The following is a 16,942-nucleotide window of genomic DNA, read 5'->3' as shown; positions in this document are numbered from 1 at the left end:
CGGGGTGATCGCCCTGCTGTGCGTGGTGTTCGGCGCCGTGGCCGGCCTGGGGCACGCGGTCGTCGTACGGCATCGGGCGGCGGGCGCGGCCGATCTTGCGGCGCTCGCGGCGGCGGACCACTGGGCCGAGGGCGCGGAGGCGGCGTGCGCCGCGGGTCGCCGGGTGGCGTCGGCCCAGGGGGCGCGGCTGGTGCGGTGCGCGATCGTCGGAGAGACCTCGGACGTGAGCGTGGGATCGGGACACGGGCCGTTCGCTGCGGAGGTACGGGCCAGGGCGGGGCCTTCCGACCCGTCGGGGCCGGGGACCCGTGCGCCCGGCTCGCAGGGTCCCGGCCCCGCGACCCGGGCCCCTGCCTCGCAGGGTCCCGGCCCCGCGACCCGGGCGCGCGCCTCGCAGGGCCACAGCCCCTAGCTCGGCTCGCCCTCCCCGGAAGCCGTCGCCCCCGTCGCGGACGCCTCCGCATCCGTCCCGCCGGTGCCCGCGCCTGTCCCGTCCGCCTCTTTCGGCGCGCCGCGCAGCAGCGTCGTAAGGAGCCGCACCGCCCCCCGCTTGTGCAGGGGCTCGTTGCCGTTGCCGCACTTGGGGGACTGGATGCAGGACGGGCAGCCGGCCTCGCACTCGCAGGCGGCGATGGCCTCGCGGGTGGCCGTCAGCCAGGCGCGGGCGGTGTGGAAGGCGCGCTCGGCGAAGCCCGCTCCGCCGGGGTGGCCGTCGTAGACGAAGACCGTGGGGAGCAGCGTGTCGGGGTGCAGCGGGACCGAGACCCCGCCGATGTCCCAGCGGTCGCAGGTGGCGAAGAGGGGCAGCATGCCGATCGAGGCGTGTTCGGCGGCGTGCAGGGCGCCGCCGAGGATCTCCGGATTGATCCGGGCCTCGTCGAGCTGGTCCTCGGTGACCGTCCACCACACCGCGCGGGTACGGAGCGTGCGCGGAGGGAGATCGAGCTTCGTCTCGCCCAGCACCTCACCGGTGATCAGGCGTCTGCGCAGGAAGGAGACCACTTGGTTGGTGACCTCGACCGAGCCGAGGCACAGGCGGCCGGAGCCCCACGGGATCTCGGTCTCCGTCTCCAGGACGGCGATGGACGTGGTGTCGCGGGCGGCGGTCGAGTACGGCGGGTCGGCCTGCTCGACCAGGGCGACGGAGTCCTTCAGGTCGAGCGAGCGCACCAGGTAGGTGCGGCCCTGATGGAGGTGGACCGCGCCCTCGTGGACGGCGGAGTGCGCGGCCTCGGCGTCGACCGTGCCGAGCAGGCGCCCGGTGCCCTCCTCCACGATCTGCACCGGAGGTCCGCCGGTGCCCCGGATGTCGGTCAGGTCGGCGGCGCGTTCCCGGCGCGTCCAGTGCCAGGCACGGGTGCGGCGGCGCAGCAGCTTCGCCGTCTCCAGTTGGCCCAGCACATCGGCGCTCACGGGTCCGAAGAGATCGAGGTCAGCCTCGGTCAGCGGGATCTCGGCGGCGGCCGCGCACAGGTGCGGGGCGAGGACGTAGGGGTTGTCCGGGTCGAGGACCGTGGACTCCACCGGGCGGTCGAACAGGGCCTCCGGGTGGTGGACGAGGTAGGTGTCCAGGGGGTCGTCGCGGGCCACCAGGACCGCCAGCGCGCCCTGTCCGGAGCGCCCGGCACGGCCCGCCTGCTGCCACAGGGAGGCGCGGGTGCCCGGATAGCCGGCGATCACCACCGCGTCCAGGCCGGAGATGTCCACGCCCAGCTCCAGGGCGGTGGTGGCGGCGAGGCCGAGGAGGTCGCCGGAGTGCAGGGCGCGTTCCAGGGCGCGGCGCTCCTCGGGGAGGTAGCCGCCGCGATAGGCGGCGACACGCCGGACCAGAGAACGGTCGACCTCGGCGAGCCGTTCCTGCGCGATGACCGAGATCAGTTCGGCGCCCCGCCGGGAGCGGACGAAGGCGACCGAGCGCACGCCCTGCACGGTGAGGTCGGTCAGCAGGTCGGCGGTCTCGGCGGTGGCGGTGCGGCGCACCGGGGCGCCCTTCTCGCCGTGCAGCTCGGTGAGCGGGGGCTCCCAGAGGGCGAAGACGAGTTCCCCGCGCGGGGAGGCGTCGTCGGCGACCTCGACCACCGGCAGCCCGGTCAGCCGGCGGGCGGCCACGGAGGGTTCGGCGGCCGTGGCGGAGGCCAGCAGGAAGACGGGCGACGCGCCGTAGCGGGCGCACAGTCTGCGCAGCCGGCGCAGCACCTGGGCGACGTGCGAGCCGAAGACGCCCCGGTAGGTGTGGCACTCGTCGATGACGACGTACTTGAGCGACTTCAGGAAGGAGGACCAGCGGGGGTGGGACGGCAGGATGCCCCGGTGCAGCATGTCCGGATTGGTCAGGACGTAGTTGGCGTACTGACGTACCCATTCGCGTTCCTCGAACGGGGTGTCGCCGTCGTAGACCGCGGGGCGCACCGCGTTGCCCAGGGGCGCGGCGAGTTCCCGTACCGCCCGGCACTGGTCGGCGGCCAGGGCCTTGGTCGGGGAGAGGTACAGGGCCGTGGCGCCCCGGCCGTTCGGGGCCTCGGAGCCGTCCAGCAGGGCGGACAGCACCGGCATCAGATAGGCCAGCGACTTGCCGGAGGCGGTGCCGGTGGCGACGACCACCGAGTCGCCGTCCAGGGCGTGCTCGGCGGCGATTGCCTGGTGGGCCCAGGGGTGCTCGATCCCGCGCTCCTGGACCGCCGCGATCACCTCGGGCCGAATCCGGTCCGGCCAGACGGCATGGCGGCCCGCACGCGGGGGCAAGTGCTCCGTATGAGTGATGCGCGCGGACCTGCTCGGACCGGAGGCGAGCCGGTGCAGAACCGTCTCCGGGGACGGGCGGGACGCCGGGTCCGGCTGGGGGTGATCGGGTCGGTGATTCTTGGCCATCGGCACCGAGTGTGTCACCGGCTTGACGGACAATGGAGCCAAGGCGTCGTGCACACCTGCCGGTAAGTGATTGAATGCCATGGCGGCTGGCGAAGTGTTCCAAGGGCCGTAAGCCGGGATGTCCCGAGGGGCGACCGCTCGAGAGCAAGGTGCTGGAGGATTCGTGGACCTGTCCCTGTCGACCCGTACCGTCGGCGATCGTACGGTCGTCGAGGTCGGTGGCGAAATCGATGTGTACACCGCGCCCAAGCTGCGCGAGCAGTTGGTCGAGCTGGTGAACGACGGCAATTTCCATCTTGTCGTCGACATGGAGGGCGTGGACTTCCTCGACTCCACCGGGCTCGGCGTACTGGTCGGTGGCCTGAAGCGGGTGCGTGCCCATGAGGGCTCGCTCCGTCTGGTCTGCAACCAGGAGCGCATTCTGAAGATTTTCCGTATCACCGGCCTCACCAAGGTGTTCCCCATCCACACCTCGGTCGAGGAAGCGGTGGCGGCCACCGACTGATCAGGGTCGTAAGCCGGGTCCGGGCCGTCTGTGCGGTCCGGGCGCCGGTCGACTCCGCCCCGGTGCCTTCAGCGGCCTGGGCGCGGAGGTTTCATCGTGGGGGTGCGGGCTTTCGGCGGCCCCGGCCCCGCACCGCACGCTCGTAGTACGCGAGGGGGATGTATGGCCACCGTCGAACTCCGCTTCAGCGCGCTGCCCGAGCACGTCCGGACCGCCCGTCTGGTGGCGGCCGCGGTGGCGCGCAGGGCCGGAGTGGACGAGGCCGTACTCGACGAGGTCCGCCTCGCGGTCGGTGAGGCGTGCTCCCGCGCGGTCGGGCTCCACCAGAGCGTGGGTATCACCGCGCCGGTCAAGGTGGCGCTGATCGAGGAGGAGAAGCTCTTCTCGATCGAGGTCGGCGACGAGGCTCCGCACGCCGTGCCCGCCGAGCGGGTCGCGGGCGGCGCGAGCGCCGACGCGGACGTGGAGGCCGAGGAGGACGAGATGGGCCTCGCGGTCATCAGCGGCCTCGTGGACGACGTCGAGGTCACCACCAGCGAGAACGGTGGCCTGATCCGCATGTCCTGGCCGACCGTCCCCCCGCCGACCGAACTGATCTGAACCGCACTGATCCGGACCGCATTGATCCCGATCGCGCGCCACGCGAGCCGGACGACTTCCCGAGGGGCCCTGCACCGCAGGGCCCCTCGCGGCGTTCCGGCCACTTTCGGCCGAACCACCGGCCGCCGCGAATACGTGAAGGAATTCACGACCGGAAACCCCCGCAGATGGCGCCGGTGAAGGTGCGATCTTAAATGCCTCAGGGGTATTACTCCGTCCGGGTTTCGTGCTCTGGTCCTGCACTCGATCGTTTGCTAAAGGGTTAGGGGCGGGCAATTCTGTTTACCGTGCCGGTCGGGATCACCATCGGGCAGCTACAAGTCCGTCCACAGCTTGAGCTCGGCCCAAGCGTCAAGGAGGACGAATGGCGGGGCTTCTCATCCCTGGTCAGGCGGGTCACTCCGCATCCAACTCCGTGTACCTCGCGGCCGTCGTCCTGACGGACGGCAACCGCGCGCTGGTCGGCGTGATCGCGGCGGTGGCCCTTGCGGCGCTGGCCGTCGCGGGCGTCCTGGTGCGCCAGGTGCTGTCGGCGGGCGAGGGCACCGCGCGCATGCGGGAGATCGCCGAGGCGGTCCAGGAAGGCGCGAAGGCCTATCTGGCGCGGCAGTTGCGCACCCTCGGCATTTTCGCCGTAGTGGTGTTCTTCCTGCTTCTCCTGCTTCCCGCGGACGACTGGAGTCAGCGGGCCGGACGCTCGGTGTTCTTCCTGATCGGCGCGGCTTTCTCGGCGGCCACCGGCTATATCGGTATGTGGCTCGCCGTACGCAGCAATGTGCGTGTCGCCGCGGCCGCCCGGGAGGCGACTCCGGGACAGGGTGAGGCGGAAAAGGATCTCACCGTCGTCTCGCACAAAGCAATGAAGATCGCATTTCGCACCGGCGGCGTGGTCGGCATGTTCACCGTCGGGCTCGGCCTGTTCGGCGCCTCCTGCGTGGTGCTGGTCTACGCGGCCGACGCGCCCAAGGTGCTGGAGGGATTCGGTCTGGGTGCCGCCCTGATCGCCATGTTCATGCGAGTCGGCGGCGGCATCTTCACCAAGGCCGCCGACGTCGGCGCCGACCTGGTCGGCAAGGTCGAGCAGGGCATCCCGGAGGACGACCCGCGCAACGCGGCGACCATCGCGGACAACGTGGGCGACAACGTCGGGGACTGCGCGGGCATGGCGGCCGACCTCTTCGAGTCGTACGCCGTCACCCTGGTGGCCGCGCTGATCCTCGGGAAGACCGCCTTCGGCGACGCCGGGCTCGCCTTCCCGCTGCTGGTCCCGGCCATCGGTGTCATCACCGCGATGATCGGCATCTTCGCGGTCGCCCCCCGCCGCGCCGACCGCAGCGGGATGAGCGCCATCAACCGGGGCTTCTTCGTCTCGGCCGTGATCTCCCTCGCCCTGGTCGCCGTCGCCGTCTACGTCTATCTGCCGGCCCGCTACTCCCAGCTGGCCGGTGTGACCGACGCGGCGGTCCGCGGCAAGGACGGCGACCCCCGGGTGCTGGCGCTGGTCGCCGTGGCCATCGGCATCCTGCTCGCCGCCGTCATCCAGCAGCTCACCGGCTACTTCACCGAGACCACCCGCCGCCCGGTCCGCGACGTCGGCCGCACGTCGCTCACCGGCCCGGCGACCGTAGTCCTCTCCGGCATCTCGCTGGGCCTGGAGTCCGCCGTCTACACCGCGCTGCTGATCGGCCTCAGCGTGTACGGGGCGTTCCTGCTCGGCGGCACCTCGATCATGCTGGCGCTGTTCGCGGTGGCGCTCGCCGGGACCGGGCTGCTGACCACGGTCGGGGTGATCGTCGCCATGGACACCTTCGGCCCGGTCTCCGACAACGCGCAGGGCATCGCCGAGATGTCCTCGGACGTGGAGGGCGCCGGCGCCCAGGTGCTCACCGACCTGGACGCGGTCGGCAACACGACCAAGGCCATCACCAAGGGCATCGCCATCGCCACCGCCGTCCTCGCGGCGGCGGCCCTCTTCGGTTCGTACCGGGACGCGATCACCACCGGCGTGCGGGACGTGGGGGAGCAGCTCAGCGGGCCGGGCTCGCCGCTGACCCTGTCGATGGACATCTCCCAGCCCAACAACCTGGTCGGCCTGATCGCGGGCGCGGCGGTGGTCTTCCTCTTCTCCGGGCTCGCCATCAACGCCGTGTCGCGGTCGGCCGGCTCGGTGGTGTTCGAGGTGCGCAGGCAGTTCCGCGAGCGGCCGGGGATCATGGACTACACGGAGAAGCCCGAGTACGGCCGGGTCGTCGACATCTGCACCCGTGACGCCCTGCGCGAGCTGGCCACGCCCGGCCTGCTCGCCGTGATGGCGCCGATCTTCATCGGGTTCACCCTCGGCGTCGGCGCCCTCGGAGCCTTCCTCGCCGGCGCGATCGGCGCGGGCACGCTGATGGCGGTGTTCCTCGCCAACTCCGGGGGCGCCTGGGACAACGCCAAGAAGCTGGTGGAGGACGGCCACCACGGCGGCAAGGGCAGCGACGCCCATGCGGCCACCGTGATCGGCGACACCGTCGGCGACCCCTTCAAGGACACCGCGGGCCCGGCCATCAACCCGCTGCTGAAGGTGATGAACCTGGTCGCCCTGCTCATCGCCCCCGCGGTGATCAAGTTCTCCTACGGAGGCAGCAGCAGCATGCTCGTGCGCGCCGTGGTCGCGGTGTTCGCGCTGCTGGTGATCGTCGTCGCGGTGTACGTGTCCAAGCGGCGCGGCATCGCCGTGGGGGACGACGAGGACGCGGGCGAGATCTCCAACTCAACGCCCCCGGCGGTGGTTCCGTAAACGAGGCTCCGTCAACGGGCGGGCGGACGGCGCGTGCTGACGCGTCGCCGCCCGCTCGTGCGTGGTGGCCGGGGCCGTCGGCCGTGAGCCTTCTCTCGCATGGTGCGAAGCACCGCAAAAGTCTTCTTATAGGGCATCGGTCGTGTGGATGGTCTCGCTCCGCCGTGTAGATTCCGGTGGCCGATAGCCATGGAAGGGACCGATCCGGTGAACAAGAAGCTCGCGGCCGCCCTGTCCGGCGGCGCGGTACTGATAACGGCGCTGACGGGATGCGGCAGCGACGGCGGCGGCCCCGACCCCAAGCTGGGTGTCTGGGCGAAGAAGGTGTGCGACGCGGTGCCCGCGCAGTACACCAAGATCAAGGCGGCCAACGCGGGGATCGCCAAGATCGCCAGCGACAGCGACCTCCCGCCGAAGACGGCGAAGGAGACGTACGCGCAGGCGTTCCAGGACATGTCCGACGGCTACAAGGCCATCGCGACCGCCATCAACGGCGCCGGTGCTCCCCCCGGGGTCGACGGCGGGGCCAAGCGGCAGCAGGACGCGGTCCAGAACCTCAACAGCCTGGCCACCTCCTACGCCGACCTGAAGAAGAAGGTCGACGGGCTGGACACCAAGGACCAGGGCAAGTTCGCCAAGGGCCTGCACGACGTCGCCGACCAGACCAAGGAGATCGGCCGCCAGAGCAGCAGCGGCACCGAGGCGCTGAAGCGCCTGGAGCAGGGCGACGTGAAGGAGGCCATCGCCGAGCAGCCGAGCTGCAAGGTCTCCGCCTCCGCGCCGCCCGCCGCCAAGAGCTGACGGCGCCCGCGCGCCTGGCCGGGCGCGGCGGCCCCGGGGCGGCGCGGCGGGCCACAATGGGGGCGTGACTGACTCCGGCTCCGCCCCCCTGCCCGCCACCGACCGGCCCGAGGCGGCCGCCCGCCTGCGCGACGCCCTGCTGTCCGCCTCCTTCACTGCGGACGGCCTGCTCGACCTGCTCGGGGCCCCCGCCTACGCGGCGCTCGCCCGCAGCGAGACCGTGCCCGCCCTGCGCGCGACCCGCGGCGACACGCCGCTGGAGGCGCTGGTGCGGCTGTTCCTGCTCCAGCAGCCGGTGCCCCGCGCCCGGCTGACGGACGTGCTGCCGGTCGAGGACGCGGTGGACGCCGGGTGGCTCAAGCCCGTGGGCGGCGACGAGCTGGCCGCCACCGTCGACGTCCGCCCCTACGGCGGACCCGACGGCGAGGACTGGTTCATCGTGTCCGACCTCGGCTGCGCGGTCGGCGGGGCGGGCGGCATCGGCAGCCGGGACGAGGACGTGGTGCTCGGCGTCGGCGGCGCCTCCACCACGCTGGCCGGCATCACCGTGCGCACCCCCGTGGCCGCCGCGCTCGACCTCGGCACCGGCTCCGGCATCCAGGCGCTGCACGCCGCCCAGCACGCGACCCGGGTCACCGCCACCGACCTCAACCCGCGCGCCCTGCACATCACCGCGCTCACCCTCGCCCTCTCCGGCGCGCCCGCCGCCTCCCTGCGCGAGGGCTCGCTGTTCGCACCGGTCAAGGACGACGAGACGTTCGACCTGATCGTGTCCAACCCGCCCTTCGTCATCTCGCCCGGCGCCCGGCTCATCTACCGCGACGGCGGGATGAGCGGGGACGATCTGTGCCGCTCGCTCGTCCAGCAGGCGGGGGACAGGCTGAACGAGGGCGGGTTCGCGCAGTTCCTCGCCAACTGGCAGCACGTGGAGGGGGAGGACTGGCAGGACCGGGTGCGCTCCTGGGTGCCGCGCGGGTGCGACGCGTGGATCGTGCAGCGCGAGGTCCAGGACATCACGCAGTACGCCGAGCTGTGGCTCAGGGACGCCGGCGACCACCGCGAGGACCGGGCGGAGTACCAGTCGCGGTACGACGCGTGGCTGGACGAGTTCGAGGCGCGCAAGGTGAAGGCGGTCGGCTTCGGCTGGATCACCCTGCGCCGCACCGCCTCGGCCGAGCCCTCCGTCACCGTGGAGGAGTGGCCGCACCCGGTCGAGCAGCCGCTCGGCGACACCATCCGGGACCACTTCGAGCGCGTCGACCACCTGCGCGCGCACGACGACGCGGCCCTGCTGGAGGGCCACTTCAGGCTCGCCGCCGAGGTCGTGCAGGAGCAGGTCGGCCTGCCCGGCGCCGAGGACCCCGAGCACGTGGTGCTCCGTCAGCACCGGGGCATGCGCCGGGCGACGAAGGTGGACACCATCGGTGCGGGTTTCGCGGGCGTGTGCGACGGCTCGCTGAGCGCGGGGGTCATCCTGGACGCCATCGCCCAGCTCGTCGGCGAGGACCCCGTGGTGCTGCGCGACCGCACGCCCGCGCAGATCCGGCTGCTGGTGGAGCAGGGCTTCCTGGAGCCGCTGGGCTGAGCCGCGCCGACGGGACGCCTCGGCTGATCCGGTTGTCGTACCCGGCGTACCCGGTCCGGTGGACGGGCGGGCGGATCATCGTCGTATGCCGGGGGCACGGAGCAGAACGGCAAAAAGGCCGGAAAGTGATGTGTGCCGCCCGGACGGCGACAGAGCCGGCCCCGTCCGTTCATCCCGCCGTCGCCCCGCCGCCCACCGGGCGTGGCAGCCTCCCCGCGCTGGAGAGTTGCGGACCGCGCCGGGCGCGCGGGAGGGGCGGACGGATCATGGAGAGCGTGCCAGCGGTGTTCGCGGGAGCGGTGTTCACGCTGTTCGGAGGGGCTCTGATGGTGTGGACCGGGGTGCGGGTGCGCCGCGCCGAACCGGTCGCCGTCGGTGTGAACCGGGTCGCATCGGCGGTGCTCGCGGCGGCCGCCGCGCTCGTCTCCCTGGGGCTGGCCGCGTACTGCCTGACGCGTCCCTGACCCGGTCGGCCGGGCCGGCGCGGCGGCGGCGGAAGGAGAGGACTCCGGGCTTGGGGTGAGCGCTCGGTGGGTACTCCGGGCGGCAGGAATGGCGGTAGTCGGGTTACCGTTCGAGTGGCCGTTGTGGGCTTTTCCCGTTTGACACGGGGGCGGGATGTACCGTCACACTCCGCAGCGTCACACCAGCCACCGCACGCCGCGACCCCAGGGACGAGCGCCCGGGGGAGGACCCCAGCGCCGACCGGAGAGAAGAGCGAAGTTGTCCCCGACCAGCGAGACCGCACAGGGCGGCCGCCGACTCGTCATCGTCGAGTCGCCTGCCAAGGCGAAGACGATCAAGGGCTACCTCGGCCCCGGATACGTAGTCGAGGCGAGCGTCGGGCACATCCGTGACCTTCCCAGCGGCGCCGCCGAGGTGCCGGAGAAGTACACCGGTGAGGTCCGCCGCCTCGGTGTGGACGTGGAACACGACTTCGCGCCGATCTATGTCATCAACGCGGACAAGAAGGCGCAGGTGAAGAAGCTCCGGGACCTGATGAAGGACTCCGACGAGCTCTTCCTCGCCACCGATGAGGACCGCGAGGGCGAGGCCATCGCCTGGCACCTTCAGGAAGTCCTCAAGCCCAAGATCCCCGTCAAGCGGATGGTCTTCCACGAGATCACCAAGGACGCGATCCGCGAGGCCGTCGCCAACCCGCGCGAGCTGAACAAGAAGCTGGTCGACGCCCAGGAGACCCGCCGCATCCTCGACCGCCTCTACGGCTACGAGGTCTCGCCGGTCCTGTGGAAGAAGGTCATGCCGAAGCTGTCGGCGGGCCGTGTGCAGTCCGTCGCGACCCGGCTCATCGTGGAGCGCGAGCGCGAGCGCATCGCCTTCCGCTCCGCCGAGTACTGGGACCTGACCGGCACCTTCGCCACCGGCCGCGCCGGTGACGCCTCGGACCCGTCCTCGCTGGTCGCCCGTCTCCAGAGCGTCGACGGCCGGCGTGTCGCCCAGGGCCGCGACTTCGACTCCCTCGGTCGGCTCAAGAGCGCCAACACGCTCCACCTCGACGAGGTGGGTGCCCGCGCGCTCGCCGCCGCCCTGGAGACCACCCGGTTCTCCGTGCGCTCGGTGGAGTCCAAGCCGTACCGCCGCTCGCCGTACGCCCCGTTCCGTACGACGACCCTCCAGCAGGAGGCCAGCCGCAAGCTCGGCTTCGGCGCGAAGGCGACCATGCAGGTCGCCCAGAAGCTGTACGAGAACGGCTACATCACGTACATGCGTACCGACTCCACGACGCTGAGCGAGACGGCCATCGGCGCCGCCCGCGCCCAGGTCACGCAGTTGTACGGTGCCGACTACCTCCCGCCGCAGCCGCGCTCCTACGCGGGCAAGGTCAAGAACGCGCAGGAGGCGCACGAGGCGATCCGCCCCTCCGGCGACCGCTTCCGCACGCCCGCCGAGACCGGCCTGACCGGCGACCAGTTCAAGCTGTACGAGCTGATCTGGAAGCGGACCGTCGCCTCCCAGATGAAGGACGCGACCGGCAACAGCGTGACCGTCAAGATCGGCGGCACCTCCGCCGACGGCCGGGACGTCGAGTTCAGCGCCTCCGGCAAGACGATCACCTTCCACGGCTTCCTGAAGGCGTACGTCGAGGGCGCCGACGACCCCAACGCCGAGCTGGACGACCGCGAGCGCCGGCTGCCCCAGGTCTCCGAGGGCGACCCGCTGGCCGCCGACGAGATCACGGTCGACGGTCACGCCACCAAGGCCCCGGCCCGCTACACCGAGGCGTCCCTGGTCAAGGAGCTGGAGGAGCGCGAGATCGGCCGCCCGTCGACCTACGCGTCGATCATCGGCACCATCCTGGACCGCGGCTACGTCTTCAAGAAGGGCACGGCCCTGGTGCCGTCCTTCCTGTCCTTCGCCGTGGTCAACCTGCTGGAGAAGCACTTCGGCCGGCTCGTCGACTACGACTTCACCGCCCGCATGGAGGACGACCTCGACCGCATCGCACGCGGCGAGGCCCAGTCCGTGCCGTGGCTCAAGCGCTTCTACTTCGGCGAGGGCCTCGACACCGGCGCCGCCGCGGACGCGGGCAACGGCGACGGCGACCACCTCGGCGGCCTGAAGGAACTCGTCACCGACCTGGGCGCGATCGACGCCCGCGAGGTCTCCTCCTTCCCGGTCGGCGACGGCATCGTCCTGCGCGTCGGCCGCTACGGCCCGTACATCGAGCGGGGCGAGAAGGACACCGAGCAGCACCAGCGCGCCGACGTCCCCGAGGACCTGGCGCCGGACGAGCTGACCGTCGAGCTGGCCGAGGAACTGCTGGCCAGGCCCAGTGGCGACTTCGAGCTGGGCACCGACCCGGTCAGCGGCCACCAGATCATCGCCAAGGACGGCCGCTACGGCCCCTACGTCACCGAGGTGCTCCCCGAGGGCACCCCGAAGACCGGCAAGAACGCGGTCAAGCCGCGCACGGCCTCGCTGTTCAAGTCCATGGCGCTCGACACGGTCACGCTCGAGGACGCCCTGAAGCTGATGTCGCTGCCCCGCGTGGTCGGCACCGACGCCGAGGGCGTGGAGATCACCGCGCAGAACGGCCGCTACGGCCCGTACCTGAAGAAGGGCACGGACTCGCGCTCGCTCACGGCGGAGGAGCAGCTCTTCACGATCACGCTGGAGGAGGCGCTGGCGATCTACGCCCAGCCCAAGCAGCGTGGCCGGGCGGCCGCCAAGCCGCCGCTGAAGGAGCTGGGCGAGGACCCGGTCTCCGGCAAGCCGGTCGTGGTCAAGGACGGCCGCTTCGGCCCGTACGTCACCGACGGGGAGACCAACGCCACCCTGCGCTCCGGCGACAGTGTGGAGGAGATCACCCCCGAGCGCGGCTTCGAGCTGCTCGCCGAGAAGCGGGCCAAGGGTCCGGCCAAGAAGACGGCGAAGAAGGCCACGGCCAAGAAGACGGCTCCGGCGAAGAAGACCGCCGCCAAGAAGACGGCGGCCAAGAAGACGACGGCGGCCGCCAAGAAGACCACGGCGAAGAAGACGACCGCCAAGAAGACGACGGCGGCCAAGGCGGCGGGCTCCGGCTCGGAGGACTGACCCCTCACCCGCTTCCGCGTTCGTGAACACCCCGGTACCGGCCTCGGTACCGGGGTGTTCCGCGCTCCGGCGTGCGCCCCCTAAGGGATCAAGGAGTGAGGGTCCGGGAAGGGGTGGGGACGAGGGAGGCATGCGGGTGGGTAGCTGCGGATAGGCTGAACGCATGACGCGAGCCGAGCAGCCAACGGCCCCCAATCCAGCACCGGACGACGCCCTTGTCGCGGATTCCCGCGAGCGCGCCGTCCGTTCACTGCTGCGCCGCCCCGACCTGCGCCGCCTCTGGAGCGCGCAGCTCGTGAGTGGCGTCGGTGACGCCCTCGCGCTGCTCGTGCTGGTGGTGCTCGCCCTCCAGGCGGCCGTCACCCAGGGCTCCTTCGGTGGCGGCTACCGAGGCGCGGCGTTCGCAGTGGCGACGGTCTTCGGGGCCCGCGTGCTGGCCACCGTGCTCTTCGGTGCCGTCCTGCTCGGCCCGCTGACCACGCTCACCGCCCCGGACGGCCCGCTCGACCGGCGCTGGACCATGGTCGGCGCCGACGGCGTGCGGGCCGCGCTGCTGATCGTGGCGCCGCTGTGGATCGACTGGACGCCGGGCAACGCCCTGACCGTCCTGCTGGCCACCGCCTTCGTCACCGGCATCGCCGAGCGGCTGTGGACGGTGTGCCGGGAGAGCGCGGCCCCCGCGCTGCTGCCCGCCCCGCCCCCCGAGGGCGCGTCGGTGCGGCCGCTGCCGGACCACCTGGACGCGCTGCGCCGCCTGTCGCTGCGCACCGGCTTCGTGGCGCTGCCGCTGGCCGCCGCCGTCCTGGTCACCGCCTCCCTGTTCAACAACCTGCTGGCCACCGGCATCGCCTGGTTCGACCAGCACCACGCGGCCCTCGCCGCCTATGTCGCGGCCGGCCTGTTCGCCGCCTCGGTGTCCGTGCTGACCGCCCTGAAGCTGCCCGGCACGCGCACCCCGCGCCCGCGCTCCCCGCTGGAGGGCCTGCGCCGCCCGCGTTCCGGCTCCGGCGTCGACAAGGGCCGCACGGGCGCCGTGCTGCTGCTGGTCATCGCCTGCGCCGCCGTGGCCGGGGCCATCTCGGCCGCCGTCGCGGTGTGCGTGCTGCACGCCTCCGACCTGGGCGGCGGCCCGGTGCTCTACGGCCTGCTGGTGCTGGGCCTGACCGGCGGCGTCGGTGTCGGCATCCGTACCGCGCCCGCGCTGCTGCCCTCGCTGTCCCGGCGCCGGCTGCTCGCCCTGGCCATCGCGCTCACCGGCATCGCCCTGCTGGCCGCCGGACTCGTCCCGGACGTCACCACCGTCCTGCTGATCCTCACCCTGGCCGGCATCGGCGCGGGCATCTCCGCCAACACCGGGCACGCCCTGCTCGACCAGGAGACCGAGGACTCCCGCCGTACCCGGATCACCGAGCACCTGCACGCGGTCGTCCGGGTCTTCATGGCGCTCGGCGCCCTGATCGCCCCGGTCGTCGCCGGGCTCATCGGCCGCCACCGGCTGGAGAACGGCCGCTTCGTCTTCGCGCACGGCGGTGCCTCCTTCACCCTGATGCTGGTCGGCGCGCTGCTGCTTCCGGTGGCCGTGCTGGTCCTCGCCAAGGTCGACGACCGGTCCGGCATCCCGCTGCGCCAGGACATCAAGGACGCCCTGCTCGGCGGCGACGACCCGGTCACCGCCCCTGCGGGGAACGGTTTCTTCATCTCCCTGGAGGGCGGCGACGGCGCGGGCAAGTCCACCCAGGCCGAGGCCCTCGCCGAGTGGATTCGCGCCAAGGGCCACGAGGTCGTCCTCACCCGCGAGCCCGGCGCCACCCCGGTGGGCAAGCGGCTCCGCTCGATCCTGCTGGACGTGTCCGAGGCGGGCCTGTCGCACCGCGCGGAGGCGCTGCTGTACGCCGCCGACCGCGCCGAGCACGTCGACACCGTCGTACGCCCCGCCCTGGAGCGCGGCGCGGTCGTCATCTCCGACCGGTACATCGACTCCTCCGTCGCCTACCAGGGCGCCGGCCGGGATCTGTCGCCGACCGAGATCGCCCGTATCAACCGCTGGGCCACGGGCGGTCTCGTCCCGCATCTGACCGTCCTGCTGGACGTGCCGCCGGAGGTCGCGCGGGAGCGCTTCACCGAGGCGCCGGACCGGCTGGAGTCGGAGCCGGCCGAGTTCCACGCGCGCGTGCGGGCCGGTTTCCTCACCCTCGCCGCCGCCGACCCCGGCCGCTACCTCGTCGTGGACGCGGGCCAGGAGCCCGAGGGCGTCACCAGCGTGATCCGGCACCGGCTCGACACCGTGCTGCCGCTCTCCGAGGCCGAGATCAAGGCCCAGGAGGAGGCGCGGAAGAAGGCCGAGGAGGAGGCCCGCCGCAAGGCGGAGGCCGAGGCCGCCCGCAAGGCCGAGGAGGAGCGGGTGGCGCGCGAGCGCGCCGAGCAGCTCGCCCGGCTGCGTGCCGAGGAGGAGGAGCGCAAGCGCCGCGAGCTGGAGGAGGCGCAGCGCCGCGAGGCCGAGCGGCAGGAGGAGGAGGCCCGGCGTCGCGCCGAGGAGGCGCACCGCCGTGCCGAGGAGGAGCGTCAGCGGCTGCTCGCCGAGGAGAAGGCCCGTGCCGAGGAGGAGGCCCGCCGCAGGGCCGAGGAGGAGCGGCGCCGCAAGCAGGCCGAGGAGGAGGCCCGGCAGCGTGCCGAGGCCGAGGCCCTGCGCCTGGAGAAGCAGCGCAAGGCTGAGGACGCCCTGCTGCGCGCCGAGGAGGCCCGCAGGCGCGCGGCCGAGGCCGCCGCGGCGGCCGACAGCGCGGTCCGCAAGCCGTCCGAGCCCGAGCGTGCCGTCCCGGACGCCCCGGCGCCCCGCGCGGGCGACGACACGGCCGTGCTGCGCCCGGTGCGCGGCGGCGGCTCCGAGGCCGAGGTGACGGCCGAGCTGCCGCAGCCGCCCGCTCCCAAGGGCGCGGCCGACGAGACGGCGCTGCTGCCGAAGTTCTCCGACCGGGACGCCGACGAGACCGCCGTCCTGCCCCCGGTGAGCCCCGCCGAGGACACGGCCGTGCTGCCGCCGGTCCGTGACGACGCGGAGGACCGCACCCGCGAGATCCCGCAGCTCGGCGCCGACGGCAAGCCCCGGCGCCCGCGCCCCGACTGGGCCGAGGAGACCCCGCTGGACGACCTGCCGTCGCTCGCGGACGAGCTCCTCGGGTCCTACGACGAGCACGACGAGCGCGACCGGCACGACGACGGCGGCCGGCGCGGCCGGGGTCGCCGCGGCTGACCGGGCGTAAGCGAGGGGCGGTGTCCACCGGGCGCTTCGGCGTGGCGGAGGGCGCCGCCCTTCGCCGTGCGGGCGGCACTGTCGGTGGTCCCCCGCACAATGGACGACGGAACCCGAAGTGACGGAAAGGGCGGCGTGACCCATGAGTGTCTGGGACGACCTCGTCGGGCAGGAGAAGGTGAGCGCGGCGCTGGAGGCGGCCGCGCGGGACGCCGACGCGCTCGTCACGGCCGCCGCGGCCGACCAGCCACCGCCCGAGGCGTCGAGGATGACCCACGCCTGGCTGTTCACCGGGCCGCCCGGCGCGGGCCGCAACCAGGCGGCGCGCGCCTTCGCCGCCGCCCTCCAGTGCGTGAGCCCCGACCGCGCCCTCGGCGGCACCCCCGGCTGCGGCTTCTGCGACGGCTGCCACACCGCGCTGCTCGGCACCCACGCGGACGTGTCCTCGGTCGCGGCCGTGGGCGCGGAGATCCTGGTCAAGGACATGCGGGACACGGTCCGCAAGTCGTACACCAGCCCGGCGAACGGGCGCTGGCAGATCATCCTGGTCGAGGACGCCGAGCGGCTGAACGAGAAGTCGGCCAACGCGGTCCTCAAGGCTGTCGAGGAGCCCGCCCCGCGCACGGTCTGGCTGCTGTGCGCGCCCTCCATCGAGGACGTGCTGCCGACCATCCGTTCCCGCTGCCGGCACCTGAACCTGCGCACTCCGCCGGTCGCGGCCGTCGCGGACATGCTGGTGCGCCGGGACGGTGTCGAGCCCGAGGTCGCCGCGGCCGCCGCCCGCGCCACCCAGGGGCACGTCGACCGGGCCCGGCGCCTGGCCACCGACCCCGAGGCCCGCCGGCGCCGTGCCTCGGTGCTGAAGCTGCCGCTGCGCATCGAGGAGGTCGGCGGCTGCCTGAAGGCCGCCCAGGAGCTCGTCGACGCCGCCGCCGAGGACGCCAAGCAGCTCGCCGAGGAGATGGACGGCAAGGAGACCGACGAGCTGAAGGCCGC

At 72.8% G+C, this 16,942-nt stretch carries 11 protein-coding genes; 10 read left to right on the top strand and 1 reads right to left on the bottom strand.

Going from position 1 to position 16,942, the window contains the following annotated elements:
• The coding region (locus tag CCN33_RS05435; RefSeq protein ID WP_107483902.1) for an Rv3654c family TadE-like protein at positions 1-412 on the top strand (412 nt) is incomplete at its 5' end.
• On the opposite strand, the gene CCN33_RS05430 is transcribed toward CCN33_RS05435, so the two are convergent.
• Positions 409-2,949, bottom strand: coding sequence for a DEAD/DEAH box helicase (locus tag CCN33_RS05430; protein WP_244173683.1), 2,541 nt, complete (start codon positions 2,947-2,949; stop codon positions 409-411). The genes CCN33_RS05435 and CCN33_RS05430 overlap by 4 nt on opposite strands.
• A gap of 82 nt (positions 2,950-3,031) precedes the next feature.
• On the opposite strand from CCN33_RS05430, the gene bldG reads away from it, so the two are divergent.
• The 9 genes from bldG to CCN33_RS05385 form a co-directional block, all read left to right on the top strand.
• Entirely contained in the window at positions 3,032-3,373 is a 342-nt protein-coding gene (gene bldG / locus CCN33_RS05425) for an anti-sigma factor antagonist BldG (protein ID WP_010986038.1), read from the top strand.
• 162 nt (positions 3,374-3,535) lie between these two features.
• Positions 3,536-3,973, top strand: a complete 438-nt coding sequence (locus CCN33_RS05420; RefSeq protein WP_086691673.1) for an ATP-binding protein — start codon at positions 3,536-3,538, stop codon at positions 3,971-3,973.
• A 364-nt stretch (positions 3,974-4,337) separates the two neighbouring features.
• On the top strand, positions 4,338-6,755 hold the full coding sequence (locus CCN33_RS05415; protein ID WP_086691671.1) for a sodium-translocating pyrophosphatase: 2,418 nt from the start codon (positions 4,338-4,340) through the stop codon (positions 6,753-6,755).
• Between the two features lie 207 nt (positions 6,756-6,962).
• Positions 6,963-7,556, top strand: coding sequence for a small secreted protein (locus CCN33_RS05410; RefSeq protein ID WP_086691669.1), 594 nt, complete (start codon positions 6,963-6,965; stop codon positions 7,554-7,556).
• A 64-nt stretch (positions 7,557-7,620) separates the two neighbouring features.
• Complete coding sequence (locus tag CCN33_RS05405; protein WP_086691667.1) at positions 7,621-9,141, top strand: DUF7059 domain-containing protein; 1,521 nt, start codon at positions 7,621-7,623, stop codon at positions 9,139-9,141.
• A 266-nt stretch (positions 9,142-9,407) separates the two neighbouring features.
• Positions 9,408-9,605, top strand: coding sequence for a hypothetical protein (locus tag CCN33_RS05400; RefSeq protein WP_086691665.1), 198 nt, complete (start codon positions 9,408-9,410; stop codon positions 9,603-9,605).
• Positions 9,606-9,864: 259 nt separating this feature from the next.
• Positions 9,865-12,696, top strand: a complete 2,832-nt coding sequence (topA, locus tag CCN33_RS05395; RefSeq protein ID WP_086691663.1) for a type I DNA topoisomerase — start codon at positions 9,865-9,867, stop codon at positions 12,694-12,696.
• Positions 12,697-12,859: 163 nt separating this feature from the next.
• Positions 12,860-15,946: a dTMP kinase gene (tmk, locus tag CCN33_RS05390; protein ID WP_086691661.1), complete on the top strand. Its 3,087-nt coding sequence runs from the start codon at positions 12,860-12,862 to the stop codon at positions 15,944-15,946.
• Positions 15,947-16,088: 142 nt separating this feature from the next.
• On the top strand, positions 16,089-16,942 hold an 854-nt coding region (locus CCN33_RS05385), incomplete at its 3' end, for a DNA polymerase III subunit delta' (RefSeq protein WP_086691658.1).

This window comes from Streptomyces recifensis (assembly GCF_002154615.1).
Lineage (GTDB): Bacteria > Actinomycetota > Actinomycetes > Streptomycetales > Streptomycetaceae > Streptomyces > Streptomyces griseoluteus.
This window is presented reverse-complemented; position numbering and strand designations above follow the sequence as displayed.

Excerpts from the sequence above, each read along its gene's own strand:
- tmk (WP_086691661.1), top strand. The coding sequence starts at position 12,860 with ATGACGCGAGCCGAGCAGCCAACGGCCCCCAATCCAGCACCGGACGAC.
- CCN33_RS05430 (WP_244173683.1), bottom strand. The coding sequence starts at position 2,949 with ATGGCATTCAATCACTTACCGGCAGGTGTGCACGACGCCTTGGCTCCA.
- CCN33_RS05415 (WP_086691671.1), top strand. The coding sequence starts at position 4,338 with ATGGCGGGGCTTCTCATCCCTGGTCAGGCGGGTCACTCCGCATCCAAC.
- CCN33_RS05400 (WP_086691665.1), top strand. The coding sequence starts at position 9,408 with ATGGAGAGCGTGCCAGCGGTGTTCGCGGGAGCGGTGTTCACGCTGTTC.
- CCN33_RS05420 (WP_086691673.1), top strand. The coding sequence starts at position 3,536 with ATGGCCACCGTCGAACTCCGCTTCAGCGCGCTGCCCGAGCACGTCCGG.